This window comes from Listeria goaensis (assembly GCF_900186125.1).
Lineage (GTDB): Bacteria > Bacillota > Bacilli > Lactobacillales > Listeriaceae > Listeria > Listeria goaensis.
Window position 1 is genome coordinate 23,912 of record NZ_FYBQ01000002.1, and the last position, 15,521, is coordinate 39,432.

A 15,521-nucleotide genomic window follows, 5' to 3' on the forward strand; every position below is an offset into this window, starting at 1 on the left:
CATTATGTTACTATAGAAGAAAAGCACGAAAAGAGGAAAATGCCCATGGAAGAACTGGAAATCGAGTTCCGTAATCTTTTGTCTGAAAACGAGTATGAAACCCTTTGCGATTTATTTCGCTTAAAAGAAACCGATTTTTTCGAGCAAACAAATTATTATCTCGATACACAAGACTTTGCTCTAAAACAGCGCCTTAGTGCCCTTCGCATTCGCCAAAAAGGAACGCACTTTGAAATGACACTCAAAACCCCACAAGGCGATGGCCTACTTGAAACCTCACAACTTTTAGGTAGTGACCAAGCAAAAGCCATTTTTGACGGCGCCAATATTCCAACCGGATCAGTCCGTGATAAATTAGCCACACTAAACGTGTCCCATGAGGACTTACACTATTTTGGTTCCCTAAAAACAAGACGCGCAGAAGTCGCCTACAAAAAAGGCCTTTTAGTATTCGATAAAAATTTTTACGGCGACAAAATTGATTTTGATTTAGAATATGAAGTTTCCGATTTTGAAAAAGGACAAGAAATTTTCAATCATTTCTTAGAGAAAAACCGTATTTCTCCCCATCCCGCTTTAAATAAAATCGAACGCTTTTATAACTATACATATAAAAGTGATATAAATTAATAAAATCAAGCGGTAAATATGGCGATTTTATTAAACTTATGCAAATTCTTCTGTTTTCTCAGGTACAATTATTTGTTAATTTATTAGGTGACTGCTAAAATGAGTATAGATAAAAAGTGTATCAGCAAATGCTAAAGAACATTTTCACACTGGTACAAAGACTATGACAACGAATTTATGTCAGAAATTAAAAATCAGGTGATTAAAAATGATTAATCAAAATTTATATTATACGTCCATCGCAAATAGTAAGCCGATTGAGATTTATTTATTTTTCGATCCAGCCTGTAAAGACTGTTTCGATATGGAAGCAAACATTCGGCGCCTGCAAATGGAATATGGTAACTATTTTAAATTAAGATATATTCTTCATAATAATCTTCAAACTTTCATGCGTAAGCAAAAGCGTTCCAAAGAAAATCTTCCTTTGAAAGAACAACAAATGCTTGCTCATCGCTCCTATGTTTCTTGTCTTGCCGTTAAAGCAGCTGAACTTCAAGGAAAAAACCTTGGAATCTCGTTTTTACGCAAACTTCAAGAAGCTTATTTTGTGAACGAAGAAGATATTTCAAATGAAAGCCTCCTTTTTGAAAAAGCACGTTCGACTGGACTTGATTTAACCGAGTTCCGTAAAGACTTTAGTTCGAACATCGCTAAACGCTCCTATATCGGAGATCAAAAAGTGGCGCGTGAAATGGAGATTACCGAAAATCCAACGGTTGTTTTCTTTAATCGCAACATTGAAGATGCCGGTCTGAAAATTACAGGCCTACATCGTTATGATATTTATGTCCATATTTTATCCGAGCTTTTAAACCATTTCCCTGAACCAGAAGAAAAGCCATCGATGGAAGAATACATTGAGCTCGTTAAAGTAACAAGTTCCCACTCAATGGCGCAATTCTACAACGTATCACAATGCCAAATTGAACGCCAAATGAAAAAGTGGCGCCTCCAACAAAAAGTAACACCCGTCGAATTAAAAGACGGTGAAATTGTTTGGCAGTATATCGGTTAAAAATGTTAAATCAGAGCGGTAACGAGTCGTGTACCGCTCTTTTTTTGTGCATAAAAAACCGATTCCAAAAATTGGAATCGGCTCGCAAAATCATTTAACTAATTCTAAACCTGTTTTTTTAACAATATAAACAGTAGTAAGGTTCGTTTTCTCTAATAAACTACCGCTTTGCATGTTTTGAATGGTTAGTCTACTAGCGGCCTCACGATGACTTACTTTAATGCGGTCGCCTTCTGCCAAATTGATGCGCGTTGTTTTCGTAGGATAATCTGTTGTCCCATAATAATCTTGGCGGTATTTCCTTGTTCCATTTTTATCCGCAATATCAATCGCGGCATATGAAGCTGTGAAGTAATCATGTGGACGATTCCCCGTTACCAAAATAGTTGCTTGCATGTCGGTTAGCGAAACGTTCATCGTCGCAACAACATGATTACTTAATCCCTTCAACACATATTGAAAGTCGTAGCCGGCAGCTTTAGGCACTGGAATTTCTGATGTACTCACTTCTTCTAAGCCAGTGTTAGTCACACGATACGTAATTAAATCCCCTTTTTTCAAGAAAGTTTGGTGCGTCTTCTCTTGAATTGTTAAGCGTGAACCCGATTCCTTATGCGTGACTTTAATGTAATCCCCTTCAGCTAAGTGAATCTGAGTTGTGCTTGCTGGATAATTCGTTGTGCCTACAAAATCTTTCGTATATTTTTCCAGACCATTTCTATCTAAAATCGTAATGGAGGCATATGAGCTCGCAAAGTAAGAATGTGGCATGTTGGCATTAATCGCAACAGTTGCTTGCATATCTTTTGGCGACACATTCATTGTCGCGATAAGATGGTTCCCCCACCCTTTAAATGTATACACATAATCATTCACGAAATTCTTTTCTTCTTTCCCGGGAAAAAGATTTTTATATTTCTGCAAATACTCCGTTTTAGCCGGTTCAGTAAGCGACTGAATGGCCACAAGTAGATGTTTCTTGCCCTCAACCAGTGAGAGCGGCGCAACTTTCATTGTTTCGTCTTTCAGGAGCGCATCACCTATTGCTACCACTTTTTTTTGAAAATCTTGTTCCGCGTTATTTTGTAATTGTTGATTTTTTAATCCCCATTTCGTCATCACCCACACATTATCACTCCTTGACGAATCAACAATACTTTCTTTTGAAACGAGTCTTCCTGCTGTTTCCGCGTGATAAACCTCTACACGATCCCCTTCTCTAAAAGCAAATTCATCTATCCCAGTCGAAGCATTAGTACCGTTTATTATTTTGTGATAGCGAACTGCACCCGATGCATTTTTAACGGTAATTTCTGCGTATTTCCGATTTCCGAAATAGCTATGCGGCGTACTTGAAACAACTGAAAGCTTGGCAATTCCTTGGTTTACATCAGTTTGAAAACTGGCAAAAGGTTGATTGCTAAGTCCTAAAAATTGAATCGTTTGGTTGCCAATAAAACTTTTATTAATTTTAGTCAAAGAAATATTTGCATTGTTTTTCGCTTCTTTTACATATACGTATGATGTCTTAACGTCATACTTGTCCGCCTGACTACCAACCACTTCTAGACTGTATACGCCGTTTGGAACACTCGTAAAAGTCATTGACCCGTTGCTAATTACTTTTTCTTGAACCGTCCTAGTTCCATCTTTCAAACGAATTTTGCTTCCAACTAAATCTGAAATATTATCAGCTTTTAATGTTAGCGTTAAATCGCCTTTTAAATCAAGCGATGCAATTTCTTCATTTTTGACCATCTCAAAATTCGATGTAATGAGTAGCTTAGCATCAAGTAAATTCCGTGCACTGGCAAGCTTATCTTTAGGTACAATATGAGCAAGCGAAGCCACGGCTGGATAACCTTTCGCACGGTTCACAAACTCTTGATTTCCACTTAATGTCAGTCCCCATTTCTCTAAAACTGGCGAGAAATCTAGCTGGCTATATTGGCTATAATATTCATTAAATAAATCTGGCAATGCGTAGGCTTCTGGATTAAAGTCAGGTTCGTTTGCAGCTTTGCGGTAACCTTGATACATGGCAGGTAACGCATCATTGCCCGCTTTTTGTCTAAGCATCGTAAGTAAAATTAACTTTTCCCTAAGCCCAACAGATTCATATGTCCCATTTTTTTCAATTAAACTTTCATACAAACCTTCCTCAACTGCTTTCTTATTTCCGTAGTCGAAAAGCCAACCATTTTTATCCGCCGCTTTTCCGTAGTGCTCATACTGATATTGAACGCCATATAAATTATTGAATACTTCCCCAGTATACATTCCCTTGCTATCAAATCCAGCTTGGTAGCCGTGTCCAATTTCATGAAGCTGTCCCCAGTCAGCTTCCTTTAGCCATGACTCAATCGAAGGACTGGTCATCGCGGTCCAGTTCCAACTATAATAAGCTCCACCAGGACCGTTTGCATCGGCTTTCAAGAAATAACGGTTGGCAGAATTCTTGTTGTAAGCTGTCAATCCGTCAAAACCAGCAATTTGATTATACATCTTAAATAGTTTTTCATAATGCCCAATTAATGCGTCCAAAGAGTTGAAATCTCTCATATTTCTAAGTTTTTCTTTGTCCCCTTTCGGAACGAACAATTGAAAATCTTTTCCTTGAACTAGCGCATATTCACTATTAAATTGATCCCACATTCTGAAGAAATCTCGTTCGCTGTTTTGACTCTTGTAGGTAGGTAACGGTTTTTGTGCTTCATTTGAAACGACCTCATACTGAATGGTAGCACTTGTATCTCCAAACGGTGTATCAATGAAAGGCACTAAACTTTTTGAGCTACTAATGGTCACCCAATTTGTTCCAACATTCACCGATTTTTCAAATTGTGAATCGTTGCCTAGTAATGATAACTTAAGTGTACGCCCAAAATTTGGATTTGTTTGACGAACTTTTAAAACTTTCCCAGCTTGTAAAATAAAACCTAAATCTTGCCTATCGTGATTCACTCCCTTGCTCATACCTGAATTTCTAATCCAAGTGGGGTCTTCGATACTAAAAATATGCTTAGTATTAACGCCATTTGCATAAGAAACTTGTACAGATACGACCATCGCTAGGCAAAATAACAACATTCCAAACAAAATCTTTTTCATTTCGTTCCTCCTATAAAACCATGAATCGCTGCAGCATTTTTAGTATAGCACAAAAATTCTGAAAAATAGTGTCCATTCTATGGAGATTTAGGCTCAAAACAGACCGATTTTATTTCAAAATAAAAATTACAAAAGATTGCTAAATCTATCGTTTAGGCTTTTTTATACAAAAAAAGATCAGACTGGTGACAAACAGCAATCTTCGTAGTTCTTGCCTCCGCTCCGGTGCGGTACTCGGCAATCCATGAAAATCTCACCATTTGTCATCAGTCTGATTGTGCGTAGTATGTTTTGTTTGGCTTAAGTTTAGAGTTTTTCTACAAGCTGAAGATATCCATAACAGATATCCTCATCCTTTTTATTTCTTCTTCCTCATAAAATAAAATGCTTCCACTGGTTTATCTACAACCATTTTAACGGTCATCATTGCATTTGGTGCTCGGTCAATTGCTTCGCCGTCTGCATTCCAGATTTCACGCACCACTTGTTTAAAGCCCGTATCGCTCGGCCCGTAAAATTCAATTTCATCACCGACGCCGAAATTATTCCGCTGTTGCAAGGTTGCAATCTTCGTTTTTTCATCATAATCAAGCACTTGCGCGGCAAAAGCATATTGCGGTATTTTCCGCGTCTTTCCGAAAAGCTGCTCATCTTCTGTTGGTTCTTTGTAGAAAAACCCTGTTGAAAGTTCGCGCTGCGCCACTTTCCAAAGCTCGTCTTCCCACGCTGGATCAAACTCAAAGTTTTCCGGATCTGCGCAGTAAGCATCTACCACTTTCCGGTAAATACTCGCAACCGTTGACACATAATGAATGGACTTCATTCGGCCTTCGATTTTCAAACTATCGACGCCAGCATCCACCATGTCAGGAATAAAGCGAATCATTGACAAGTCCACTGCACTCATGGAAAATGGCTCCTCGTCGTCGTCCACCAAGTTTTGTGGTTTTCCGTGGTCCATCTCAAACAAATCATATTTCCAGCGGCAACTTTGCGCACAACCACCGCGGTTTGCGTCACGATTCGCCATATGATTCGAAAGTGTACATCTACCTGAATAAGAAATACACATCGCTCCGTGGATAAAAGCTTCCATTTCAACATTCGTATTTTCGCCGATTTCGCGAATTTCTTTCATGCTGACTTCGCGCGCTAAAACGACACGCTCAAGCCCTCTTTTTTTCCAAAATTCAAGCGTTTTGTAATTCGTGGCCGATGCTTGCGTTGATAAGTGAACCGGAAGTCCCGGCGCGCTATCAAAGCAAATTTGAATGAGCGCAGGATCGGACACGATAACTGCATCAATACCAATGTCGCGTAGCTTTAAGAAAAATTCACCCGCGCCTTCTGTATCTCCCTCATGGGCAACCATATTCGCTGCGACATAAACTTTTGCCCCGTGACCATGTGCAAACTCTACGCCTTCTTGCATTTCTTCAAAACTAAAATTTCCGGCACGTGAGCGAAGCCCAAATGCCTGTCCACCAATATATACAGCGTCCGCTCCGTAGCGAATCGCAATTTTCAACTTCTCTAAATTCCCCGCTGGCGCAAGCACCTCAGGTTTTTTTAATGTTGTCTTCATCAATATTCCCCCTACTTGACTTCATCCGGATTTTTCAAATAAAACCCAGCACCTAGTTCACGTGTATCTGGAGCCAGATTTGCTAAACGGTTAACAAATGTTTCCGCAATAAAATTCCCCGCCATGAGCGCCTCTTTTGCTTCCACAAAAAGCTTCGCAATCGCAACAAAATCCGCGCCATGCAAAAGAATCCCATCGAGCTTCCACGTTGTCACACCAGCGTCAAAAAGCTCCTCCAAATAGGGCATCATACTAATATCTTCTGTACTAAAAATATGCGTTCCATTTTCATCTTCATAAATCGGCAACATGCTGTCCGCATCATTTGGCTCTCGTAAATAAAGCCCCCGCGTCTTGTCAGCACTCTCGTCAAGCTCAACTATATTATAATAATTCGTGACAAGCTTTCGTTTCGATTGATGAATACAAGTTGGCCCGTAAACAAGCACTTCTACGGGAATATCTAGGCGTGCCGCAATTTGCGCGACTTCCGGCCGAGTTAATTCGCGTGCGAGTACCGCACCAGTGGCCCCTTGTTTTACCCAAAAATCAATTTGTTCGGCGCTCGTCACAAAAGTTTGCGCATCATAAATGAATGGCACAGATAATTCCAGCTCTTCAAGCATCAAAATAACGCCTGGATCCCCTACAGCAATTTTATCTACCGCCATTCTATCAAGCGCTTTTAAAAATGCCGGAATCTCTTCGACGTGCTCATTGTGCATCAAAGCGTTCACCGCCACAATCACCTTTTTCCCAAAAGAATGGGCTAAGTTCGTGATTTCTTCTAATTCCTCATTTGAAAAAGAAGCTGGCAATCTAAGGCCGAAACGACTATTTCCAATATAGAGCGTATCGACTCCGGCGCGAAGCAAATTTTCGGCTTGCAGTGCTGATTCTGCTGTCGCAATAATTTCCATATTTAATTCTCCTCTTCTCCTTTTAACTTACAATGAATAATGTATCACAAGTCTGCCATACGGGCAATACTTCGCAAGTATGTTGTTTTCGCCAAAATAAAAGCTAGGCCCCGAGGGAATCCTAGCTTTTTAAGATTCATTGTCATCATCGCGTGCTTGTTCAATTCGTAGTAGTTTCATGATTGGTCGGTAGTTTTGACCGATTAAGCCGAGCGATTCAATAAAGATTTCAACGAGGAGAAGAAGTACGCCCATCAGCAAGATGGAGCCCCAAATCGTTGACATAGTAAAAATGAATGAAAACAGTGAAAATAGTGCTGCAATCGCGTAAATTAAAATAACGGTTTGCCGATGTGTGAAGCCTAAATTCATCAATTGATGGTGAATATGCGATTTGTCGGCCATTGCAATCGGCTGTTTGGTGACAGCTCTTCTAATAATCGCAAAAATCGTATCCGAGATAGGCACACCTAAAATTAAAATTGGCACAATCAGGGAAACAAACGTAACATTTTTAAAGCCCATCACCGATAATACAGCAATGATAAAGCCTAAAAATAACGCGCCCGTATCGCCCATAAAGATTTTCGCTGGATTAAAATTATATGGTAAGAAACCTAAAGTTGCGGCAATTAAAATTGCGGCAATCGAAATAACAATTGGGTCTGACATAATAAAGGCCATGCCTAAAATTGTAACCAGCGCAATTGTAGAAACACCCGCTGCCAAACCGTCCAAACCATCAATAAGATTGACTGCATTCGTGATGGCAACAATCCATAAAATCGTTAGCGGTACACTGAAAATGCCAAAATGAATTTCCCCGCCGAATGGCAGATTAATAAATTCTATGGAAATTCCGCCCCAAAAAACGATAATAAACGCGGCTAAAACTTGGCCAATTAATTTATAGCGTGCTTTAATTTCAAATAAATCATCAATAAATCCTGTTATCATCATCATCGTACCAGCTAGAAAAAGTGGCCAAATGAAGGTTTTATCAATCGGGAGTAAAAAAAGCCCAATTGAAAAGCTTATGTAAATAGCCAGACCACCAAGGCTAGGAATTGGTCGTACATTCACACGTCTTTTATCCGGTTTATCCGTCACATCAAAATATAAAGCGACTTGTCGCACTAGCGGCGTTAACACGATTGATGCAATCAGACAAAGGATAACAATCGAAGGTAACAAGGCAAGGCCTCCCCTACATTAAATTCTGTACTTATTATACGTCGTTATGCTTAAAAAAACAACGTAAATCCTAAATCTTAAGCTCTTCTTTAAAGCTTAGTAAACTAATTTTATACTAAATGCTAAAATTTGTGTCGATTTTTCGACTTTTTCCTAAAAAAGCTGACGTTAGACTTAATTTGTATTAAAATGAAAGTATTGAATAAGAAAGGATGAACAATTTGCGATCTAATAAAAAGAAAAAGCGCAAAGGCTTAAAAATATTTCTTACAATCTTGCTAGTTCTTGTTCTCGGAATTGCTGGGTACTTAGGCTACGCTTACTGGAAAACAACATCAACCTTTAATAAAATTCATACCCCAATTGAAGGAAAAGAAAACGCTAGTGTTGATTTAGAAAAGAAACAACCCTTTTCTGTTTTAATTCTAGGCGTCGATGAACGCGCTGGTGATAAAGGGCGTTCAGATACTCTTATTGCGGCAACTGTAAACCCGAATACAAATAAAATTCAAATGTTGAGTATCCCGCGTGATACAAAAACCACCATTCCTGGATACGATTCAAATCCGCATAAGATTAATGCGGCCTATGCTTATGGCGGTGTTAAAATGACGGACGCTACAACAACACAGTTTCTAAACGGCATTCCATTCAACTATTACATCAAGATTAACATGGAAGGCTTCCGCGATTTAGTCGATGCGGTGGGTGGTATTGATGTTGTCAATGATAAAGACGGTCTGACGCTTGCCTCACAATCGGCTGATGGTAGCAAAAAGGTGTTTAACAAAGGAAAAATTCATTTAGACGGTGAAGATGCGTTAGCGTATGTACGAATCCGTAAAACTGATGCAGAAGGCGACTTTGGGCGTCAAAAACGGCAACAACAAGTTATGTCTGCTGTTGCTGAGAAAGCATTAAGTACAGGTATTATTTGGCGCTTTGACGGCATTTTAAATGCCATTGGCGACAACATTCAAACCGACTTTACAATGAACGATATTACACGTATCGCGAAAGATTATCGCGGCGCACTATCTAATATCGAAAACCTCCAAGTCAAAGGTGAAGGTAGCCGTGTTGATGGCGGCCCGTGGTACTATGTCGTATCCGACGCCGAACGAGCACGCCTGCACGATGAACTAGCTAAAAATCTTGAAATGAAATAAGACAAAAAAAGAACTTCCTCACGGAAGTTCTTTTTATTGTTTAACTTTAGCTACAAACTGAAATCTACTCCCCACATATTGCGAGCGAGTAAACTCAAATGGTCGACCATCTTCTAAAAATGTAATTTGTCTGAGTTTCATAACCGGTGAACCTAGTTTTACATCCAAATAGGGCGCAACCTTTTCTGAAACAAGCGCTGCCTCCATAATCTGTTCTGCCTCACCAATTTGCTGACCAATTTTTGTTTCCACCGCTTCATACAACGAATTCATAATATCCTCTTTTGTAAGAAGCGCCGCAATATTTTCAGGGATTGTTGCTACTTCGAATAAAATGGGAACTGAGTCTCCGTAACGAATCCGTTCAATTTTCATAACATTGCTTTTTTCTGGTATTGCTAGTGCTTCTTGCTCCTGCGTACTAGCAGGCCGAATACCGTAAGAAACGATGCGCGTGGAAGGCTTCTTTCCTGCCTGCAACATTAAATTAGTGAAACTTGTTACTGCTTCGAGTCGTTCAGTCAATTTCTTTTCCGCAATGAACGTGCCAGCCCCGACGCGCCTTTGCAAAATATTATCATCGACAAGACCTTGAATGGCTTGCCTAACTGTCATACGACTCACGTGAAACATTTCTGCCAGTTGGCGTTCGGCCGGGATTGCTGTCCCGACCTGCCAAACACCCGCCTCAATTTTTTGTTTAATTTCGGCTTGGATTTGAATGTAAATTGGAATTCCCGATTGTTTATCGATCATTTTTCAGCCCTCTTTTTTATAGAAGTGAAGCCGCCTCTTCGTCCACAATAATTGTCACATCTGGATGGTTTTGTAATACGGAAGCTGGGCAGTTTACATCTACAGATCCGTTTATAGTTGCTTTAATCGCTTCTTTTTTAGATTCTCCAAACGCAAACAAAATGATTTTTTTCGCATTCATAATCGATTTAATCCCCATGGAGTAAGCATGTGTTGGTACATCTTCTTCTTTTTCAAAGTGAACCTTATTTGCTTCACGCGTAGATTCTGTTAAAAGAACTTTATGCGTTAAAGAATCGAAAGAAGTTCCAGGTTCATTAAAACCAATATGACCATTTGTTCCAATACCTAAAATTTGAATGTCTACTGGATGCGTATTTAAAATTTCTTCGTAACGTGCACATTCAGCTTCAGCGTCTGTTGCTTCGCCGTCAGGTAAGAAACTATCTTTAAATTTTCGTTTAGAGAATAGTAACTCGTTCATATAGTAATGATAACTGTTTGGGTCGTCTGCTGCAAGACCTACATACTCATCTAAGTTTACAGTTGTAATATCGCTTGTATCAACGTCACTTTTAATGAATTCTCCGTAAAACAATTCAGGTGTGCTTCCTGTTGCAAGCCCTAACGTTTTCACAGAACCATTTCGGATTGCTGTTTCAATAATTTCTAGGCCTTTTTTAGAACCTTCTAGTTTGTCTGCTGTTTTAATAAGTTGCATGTTTACTTCTTCCTCTCAATTAAACGTTTTTTTGACCATAAGAATATGTGGCAGTTAAGTTTAGGGCATCATCAAAAAGGTTAAAGTCAGCGTCTTTCCCTGCTTCAAGACCACCTTTTTTGATTAAATTAAACTCTCTTGCTTGATTGACGGAACTCATAAGTACCGCTTCTTCAATTGAGCAGCCCGTAAATTTAATCATGTTGCGGAAAGCATCGTCATAAGTCAGCACACTTCCAGCGAGTGTTCCGTCTTCAAGACGCGCTTGTTTATCCTTCACGATAACCGTTTGACCACCGAGTTCAGATTTCCCTTCTGGCATCCCTTTCGCACGCATCGAATCCGTGATAAGTGAAATACCGTGTGCGCCTTTCATTTTATAGGCTAGCTTAACCATGTCTTTGTTAACATGAATGCCGTCAACGATAAGCTCCGCCTGAATGCCGTCCTCGAGTAAAACGTGACCCGGAACACCAGGTTCGCGGTGCGTCATTCGGTGGCAGGCATTGTAAAGGTGTGTCGCATGGGTTGCCTTACTGGTTTTCAAATGCTCGCGCACATCATTGGAATGCCCGACACTAGGAACAACACCGAGTTCTTGGCATAAATTTTCAAAAGCAGGAGAGGTTTCATGTTCTGGGGCATACGTCACCACTTTGATTAGCCCGCCTGAAATGTCATACCATTTTTTGAACAGTTCAAGGTCTGGAGCTTGGATGTATTCTTCAGGTTGAGCACCTTTAAATACAACAGAAACGAATGGACCTTCTAAATGAATACCACCGATAACTGGCTCCTCTTTTGCTACTTCGCCAATTACTTTTAATGCTGCTTCAATATTTTTGTGCGACTGCGTCATCGTTGTAGGAAAATACGTTGTAATCCCCTCGTTTAACATGCCACGAACTTGTTTTTTGAGTGCTACTGGATCAGCGTCCATCGCATCATGACCGTAACCACCATGTGAGTGAACATCAATAAAACCGGGGACAACTTTTTGTCCTTTGGCATCGATGATTTCTTCTCCGCCATTTGGCTTAAAGTTACTCATGGAACCAATTTCCTCTACTTGTTTGTCGAAACGCATGTAAGCATTTTCCAAAACGAGTTTTCCTGTATAAATTGTTGCATTTGTAATTACTTTTACAGTCATTACGAAAGCCTCCTATTCTCAATCGGTCTATACCAATTATTATACCGCTTTTTTCAAAAAAAGCAACTTATCTTTTTTCTTTTTACCCTCAAAGAGAGAATTTAAGCAACTAAAAAACCACCTAGTAAGGTGGTTTTAGCTTGATACGTTTCGATGATTATTTTTTGTCTTTATTTTTTTCTTCTTCTTTTTTCTCAAGTTCAGGAATTAAGACTTCTTTGTTGTCGTCCTTTTCTTTTTTCTTGGATTCTTTTTCAAGATCATTTAGAAGTTCTTCCATGGATGCTTGATCTTTTTTCTTGAAGTTTTGTTTTTCGCGTTCGATGATGTCATCTACCATCGTTGTAAAGTCTTGCGCTTTATCTTTAATAACTTCTTTGCTTTTGGCTGTTTTCTTTTCAAGTTCATCCATCAGCTCATCAAAGGATTGCGAAAGTTCTTTAGCCATATCTGCTTTTTTGTTTGCCTCTTCAGCTAGATCGCGTTGTTTTTGTGCTTCGTGATAGTCAGAAACGCTGCCCCAGCTCATATCATGGATTACTTTGTCCATTTTTTCTGAAGTTTCAGCAGCATTTTTTTCAGCCATTTCAGCTAAGTGTTGTGTTTTTAAGTTTTTCCATTTTAAGCGCATTTCATGCATGCGGAGCTCTAAATCTTCTAATTGTTTGGAAGCTTGTTCATAGTGACCTTTTGTTGTTTCTAATTGTTCTTCGTATTGTGCCACTTCTGCTTTTGCAAATTCAGCAAGCTTAGTTTCGCCAGCTTCCTCAGCAATTTCTACTTGGCGGCGGCGCTTTTCAACATAAGTTTCCATTTCTTTATACTCTTTATAAAATAAGGATTTTAACTCGCGTTGTTTTTCAACCATGCGTTCTGCGTCTTTCATTTCAGCTTTTGTTTTATCCATGTAATATGTTACCGAACTGCGACGTTTTTCAGCGCGCTCATCAATTTTCTTAGTGACCTCTTTATTCCATTCTTTCATTTTATCAAAGAAATTTGCCATTTTGTTCTCCTCCAATTATTTATTATATGGGTAATCAAATGTATCGTTGTTATCATTTCGTTTATTACGGTTATTTTTAGTTAGGAAGTAAACAATTGCTGCAATGACTAGGACAACAATTGCGCCTTTTAAATTTGTAAGAATCATTAAGGCTCCGATACCAATAAGTATACCGTATACGACTTTTTCACCGACTGATTTTGTTTCAAGTAATTTTTTAAGCGAATAGAAACCTAAAACGGCTCCGAGTGTTGCCATAATTGCAGGCCATAATAGCGTTAAGATTAGACCAATTAAGATGACAACGAGTATCGCAATGATTATGCCTCTCATCATTTTTGCCTCCTTACTTTAACTGTATCCATCATAACGCGAATTTTCAACAAAAATAAGCAACTATAGAAGGAACTTCAAATCAGACTATAGGCTTACTTCCCTTTTGCTAAAAAAAACAAGAAAAAAATGGCATTAAACAAACGTTAATACCACTTTTCACTATTACTCTTGCGACCTATTTGCATAATTTACGCTTGACATCGCGCCTTCGGATACCATATTTTCTGCCTCAATTTCGGTTTCTTTCTCTTCTTCCTCTTCATATTTCTTTCGAATGTCATTCACACTGTCAAAAGGATCATTCGTTCGTTGCCGGTAAACGATATAAGATAATACGCCAACCACAGCTCCAGAAACGGCACCAATTAGCGCTAAGCTAGATTTTTTTCGCAAAACCCGCACCTCCTTATTATCCATTTGATTCTTTCCCGTTTGGAAATTTTTTCAAACAAAAACGATACTTAAAAAGTACCGTTTTTGTTATGTATATGTGCTTAAAATGAATCAAATGGGCTAACTTTTGGCTTGCGTACCCAACACATAATTGCCGCAATCAGGAATAGCAAGGCTGGAATGAAGCCTACCAAGAAAGTTGATGCGACAACGAAAAGACCCGCGAATAGGAATAAGAAACCGGCAAGAACGGGCTTTTTATTGCCAACAATGAAAATAAAGCCTAGTGCTGTTAAAATGATGACTACAATTAAAGAGACAAGGAGAAAAATCGAATACTTGCCTAGTACATCAATTAACTGCGTACTGGACGGCGCATCAGCCAAACTTATCCCCGATTTCTGTAATGTTTCTTCATAGTTTGCTATAAATATCTCACGCCCGCTTTGTGTAGCAGTTGAGTTTACAAAAGCGAAAGCATAGTAGGTCATGAGGCCTTGTAAAATGAGAGATAAAGCTAGACCGATACTGGTTAAAACCACTTCACCTGTTCTTTTAATCAAAATAAACTCCTCCTAACTCTCTTACTAGTTCAGTATACTATTAAATGTTCTGTTATTCCAAGTTTTTAAGTAAGTGCAATTTCATTTAAAAGCATGTATAATCAAATCAGACTTTGAATTAGGGGGGATGAACTCGCATGATGAAGCGAATTTTCTTAGCTTATCTAGTGCCGATTTTATGTGTTGTAGGAGCGATTTTCTCGCTAATCCAGCTAAATCCAGTAAGGCCTGAAGCTGTAAGCACTGGAGTTCCAACGATTTTCATTCATGGTTATCACGGAACGGATCGCTCACTTCATGGCATGATTCGCCGTTTTGACCAAAAATATCATGTCGCAACGGATGCGATGATTGTCCATGTCAGCAAAATTGGCGAAATTTCAACAGAAGGTGAATATAACTCTAGCGCTAAGAATCCGCTTATTAATGTTGTATTTGACAATAATCGCGCAACTATTACGCAGCAAGCGATGTGGATGAAAAAGGTAATGGCTTATTTGCAAAAGCACCAACACATTACAAAATTCAATGCAGTGGCGCACTCGATGGGCGGTGGTGTCTGGGAGGCATATTTAGCATCGTATTCGAAAGATCCAAACTACCCGACCATTAATAAAGTTGTATTTTTGGCCGTACCACTTTACCCTGAAGAGTACATAAACGGCGATGAGCAAGTTGATATCCGAAACGAGGAAAAAGTCCATTCAAATTTTGCCGCGAGAATGGCGAAAGTTTTACCCGAAAATATCCCGATTTTGATTATTGCTGGTAATATAGAAGACGGCACGAACAGTGACGGGGAAGTAAAAGTGGACAGCGTACTGTATGGGAAAACACTTTTTAAAAACCAAAAAGTGACGACACATGTTATAGAAGAGCCGGATGCGACGCATAGCAATATGCACGAACTCCCTGCTGTTGACAAGCAAGTTATTCCATTTCTTTTTGGAAAATAAAAATGGAGGA

General features: G+C 39.2%; 15 protein-coding genes. 4 read left to right on the forward strand and 11 right to left on the reverse strand.

Features of this window, described 5'->3' with window-relative positions; genetic code table 11:
* Positions 1 to 45: 45 nt before the first annotated feature.
* Positions 46 to 630: a CYTH domain-containing protein gene (locus CFT42_RS02635; RefSeq protein WP_088815315.1), complete on the forward strand. Its 585-nt coding sequence runs from the start codon at positions 46 to 48 to the stop codon at positions 628 to 630.
* 208 nt (positions 631 to 838) lie between these two features.
* A complete protein-coding gene (yjbH, locus tag CFT42_RS02640; RefSeq protein ID WP_088809095.1) occupies positions 839 to 1,648 on the forward strand; it encodes a protease adaptor protein YjbH in 810 nt (269 codons plus the stop codon).
* 90 nt (positions 1,649 to 1,738) lie between these two features.
* Here yjbH and CFT42_RS02645 read toward each other — a convergent pair whose 3' ends face one another.
* From CFT42_RS02645 to CFT42_RS02660, 4 genes are all read right to left on the reverse strand, one after another.
* On the reverse strand, positions 1,739 to 4,759 hold the full coding sequence (locus CFT42_RS02645) for a putative mucin/carbohydrate-binding domain-containing protein (protein ID WP_088815316.1): 3,021 nt from the start codon (positions 4,757 to 4,759) through the stop codon (positions 1,739 to 1,741).
* 358 nt (positions 4,760 to 5,117) lie between these two features.
* Entirely contained in the window at positions 5,118 to 6,344 is a 1,227-nt protein-coding gene (locus CFT42_RS02650; protein ID WP_088809097.1) for a peptidase U32 family protein, read from the reverse strand.
* Positions 6,345 to 6,355: 11 nt separating this feature from the next.
* The gene (locus CFT42_RS02655; protein ID WP_088809098.1) at positions 6,356 to 7,264 is read right to left on the reverse strand and encodes a peptidase U32 family protein; all 909 of its coding nucleotides are present in this window, start codon (positions 7,262 to 7,264) and stop codon (positions 6,356 to 6,358) included.
* A gap of 129 nt (positions 7,265 to 7,393) precedes the next feature.
* The gene (locus tag CFT42_RS02660; RefSeq protein WP_088809099.1) at positions 7,394 to 8,458 is read right to left on the reverse strand and encodes a glycosyltransferase family 4 protein; all 1,065 of its coding nucleotides are present in this window, start codon (positions 8,456 to 8,458) and stop codon (positions 7,394 to 7,396) included.
* A gap of 212 nt (positions 8,459 to 8,670) precedes the next feature.
* Between CFT42_RS02660 and CFT42_RS02665 the strand changes: the two genes are divergently transcribed.
* Positions 8,671 to 9,627 (forward strand): LCP family glycopolymer transferase, encoded by a 957-nt coding sequence (locus tag CFT42_RS02665; RefSeq protein WP_088809100.1) that lies wholly within the window; start codon positions 8,671 to 8,673, stop codon positions 9,625 to 9,627.
* Between the two features lie 33 nt (positions 9,628 to 9,660).
* Here CFT42_RS02665 and CFT42_RS02670 read toward each other — a convergent pair whose 3' ends face one another.
* From CFT42_RS02670 to CFT42_RS02700, 7 genes are all read right to left on the reverse strand, one after another.
* Complete coding sequence (locus CFT42_RS02670) at positions 9,661 to 10,383, reverse strand: GntR family transcriptional regulator (protein ID WP_088815317.1); 723 nt, start codon at positions 10,381 to 10,383, stop codon at positions 9,661 to 9,663.
* A 16-nt stretch (positions 10,384 to 10,399) separates the two neighbouring features.
* Positions 10,400 to 11,104, reverse strand: coding sequence for a glucosamine-6-phosphate deaminase (locus tag CFT42_RS02675; protein WP_088809102.1), 705 nt, complete (start codon positions 11,102 to 11,104; stop codon positions 10,400 to 10,402).
* Between the two features lie 19 nt (positions 11,105 to 11,123).
* Positions 11,124 to 12,257: an N-acetylglucosamine-6-phosphate deacetylase gene (nagA, locus tag CFT42_RS02680; RefSeq protein ID WP_088815318.1), complete on the reverse strand. Its 1,134-nt coding sequence runs from the start codon at positions 12,255 to 12,257 to the stop codon at positions 11,124 to 11,126.
* A 157-nt stretch (positions 12,258 to 12,414) separates the two neighbouring features.
* On the reverse strand, positions 12,415 to 13,263 hold the full coding sequence (locus tag CFT42_RS02685) for a PspA/IM30 family protein (RefSeq protein ID WP_088809104.1): 849 nt from the start codon (positions 13,261 to 13,263) through the stop codon (positions 12,415 to 12,417).
* A gap of 15 nt (positions 13,264 to 13,278) precedes the next feature.
* Positions 13,279 to 13,596: a lmo0954 family membrane protein gene (locus tag CFT42_RS02690; RefSeq protein ID WP_088809105.1), complete on the reverse strand. Its 318-nt coding sequence runs from the start codon at positions 13,594 to 13,596 to the stop codon at positions 13,279 to 13,281.
* A 165-nt stretch (positions 13,597 to 13,761) separates the two neighbouring features.
* Positions 13,762 to 13,992, reverse strand: a complete 231-nt coding sequence (locus CFT42_RS02695; protein WP_088809106.1) for a hypothetical protein — start codon at positions 13,990 to 13,992, stop codon at positions 13,762 to 13,764.
* Positions 13,993 to 14,093: 101 nt separating this feature from the next.
* Positions 14,094 to 14,555 (reverse strand): DUF4064 domain-containing protein, encoded by a 462-nt coding sequence (locus CFT42_RS02700; RefSeq protein ID WP_088809107.1) that lies wholly within the window; start codon positions 14,553 to 14,555, stop codon positions 14,094 to 14,096.
* Between the two features lie 137 nt (positions 14,556 to 14,692).
* Here CFT42_RS02700 and CFT42_RS02705 point away from each other — a divergent pair, with 137 nt between their 5' ends.
* Positions 14,693 to 15,511, forward strand: a complete 819-nt coding sequence (locus CFT42_RS02705) for an alpha/beta hydrolase (protein ID WP_088809108.1) — start codon at positions 14,693 to 14,695, stop codon at positions 15,509 to 15,511.
* Positions 15,512 to 15,521 lie beyond the last annotated feature (10 nt).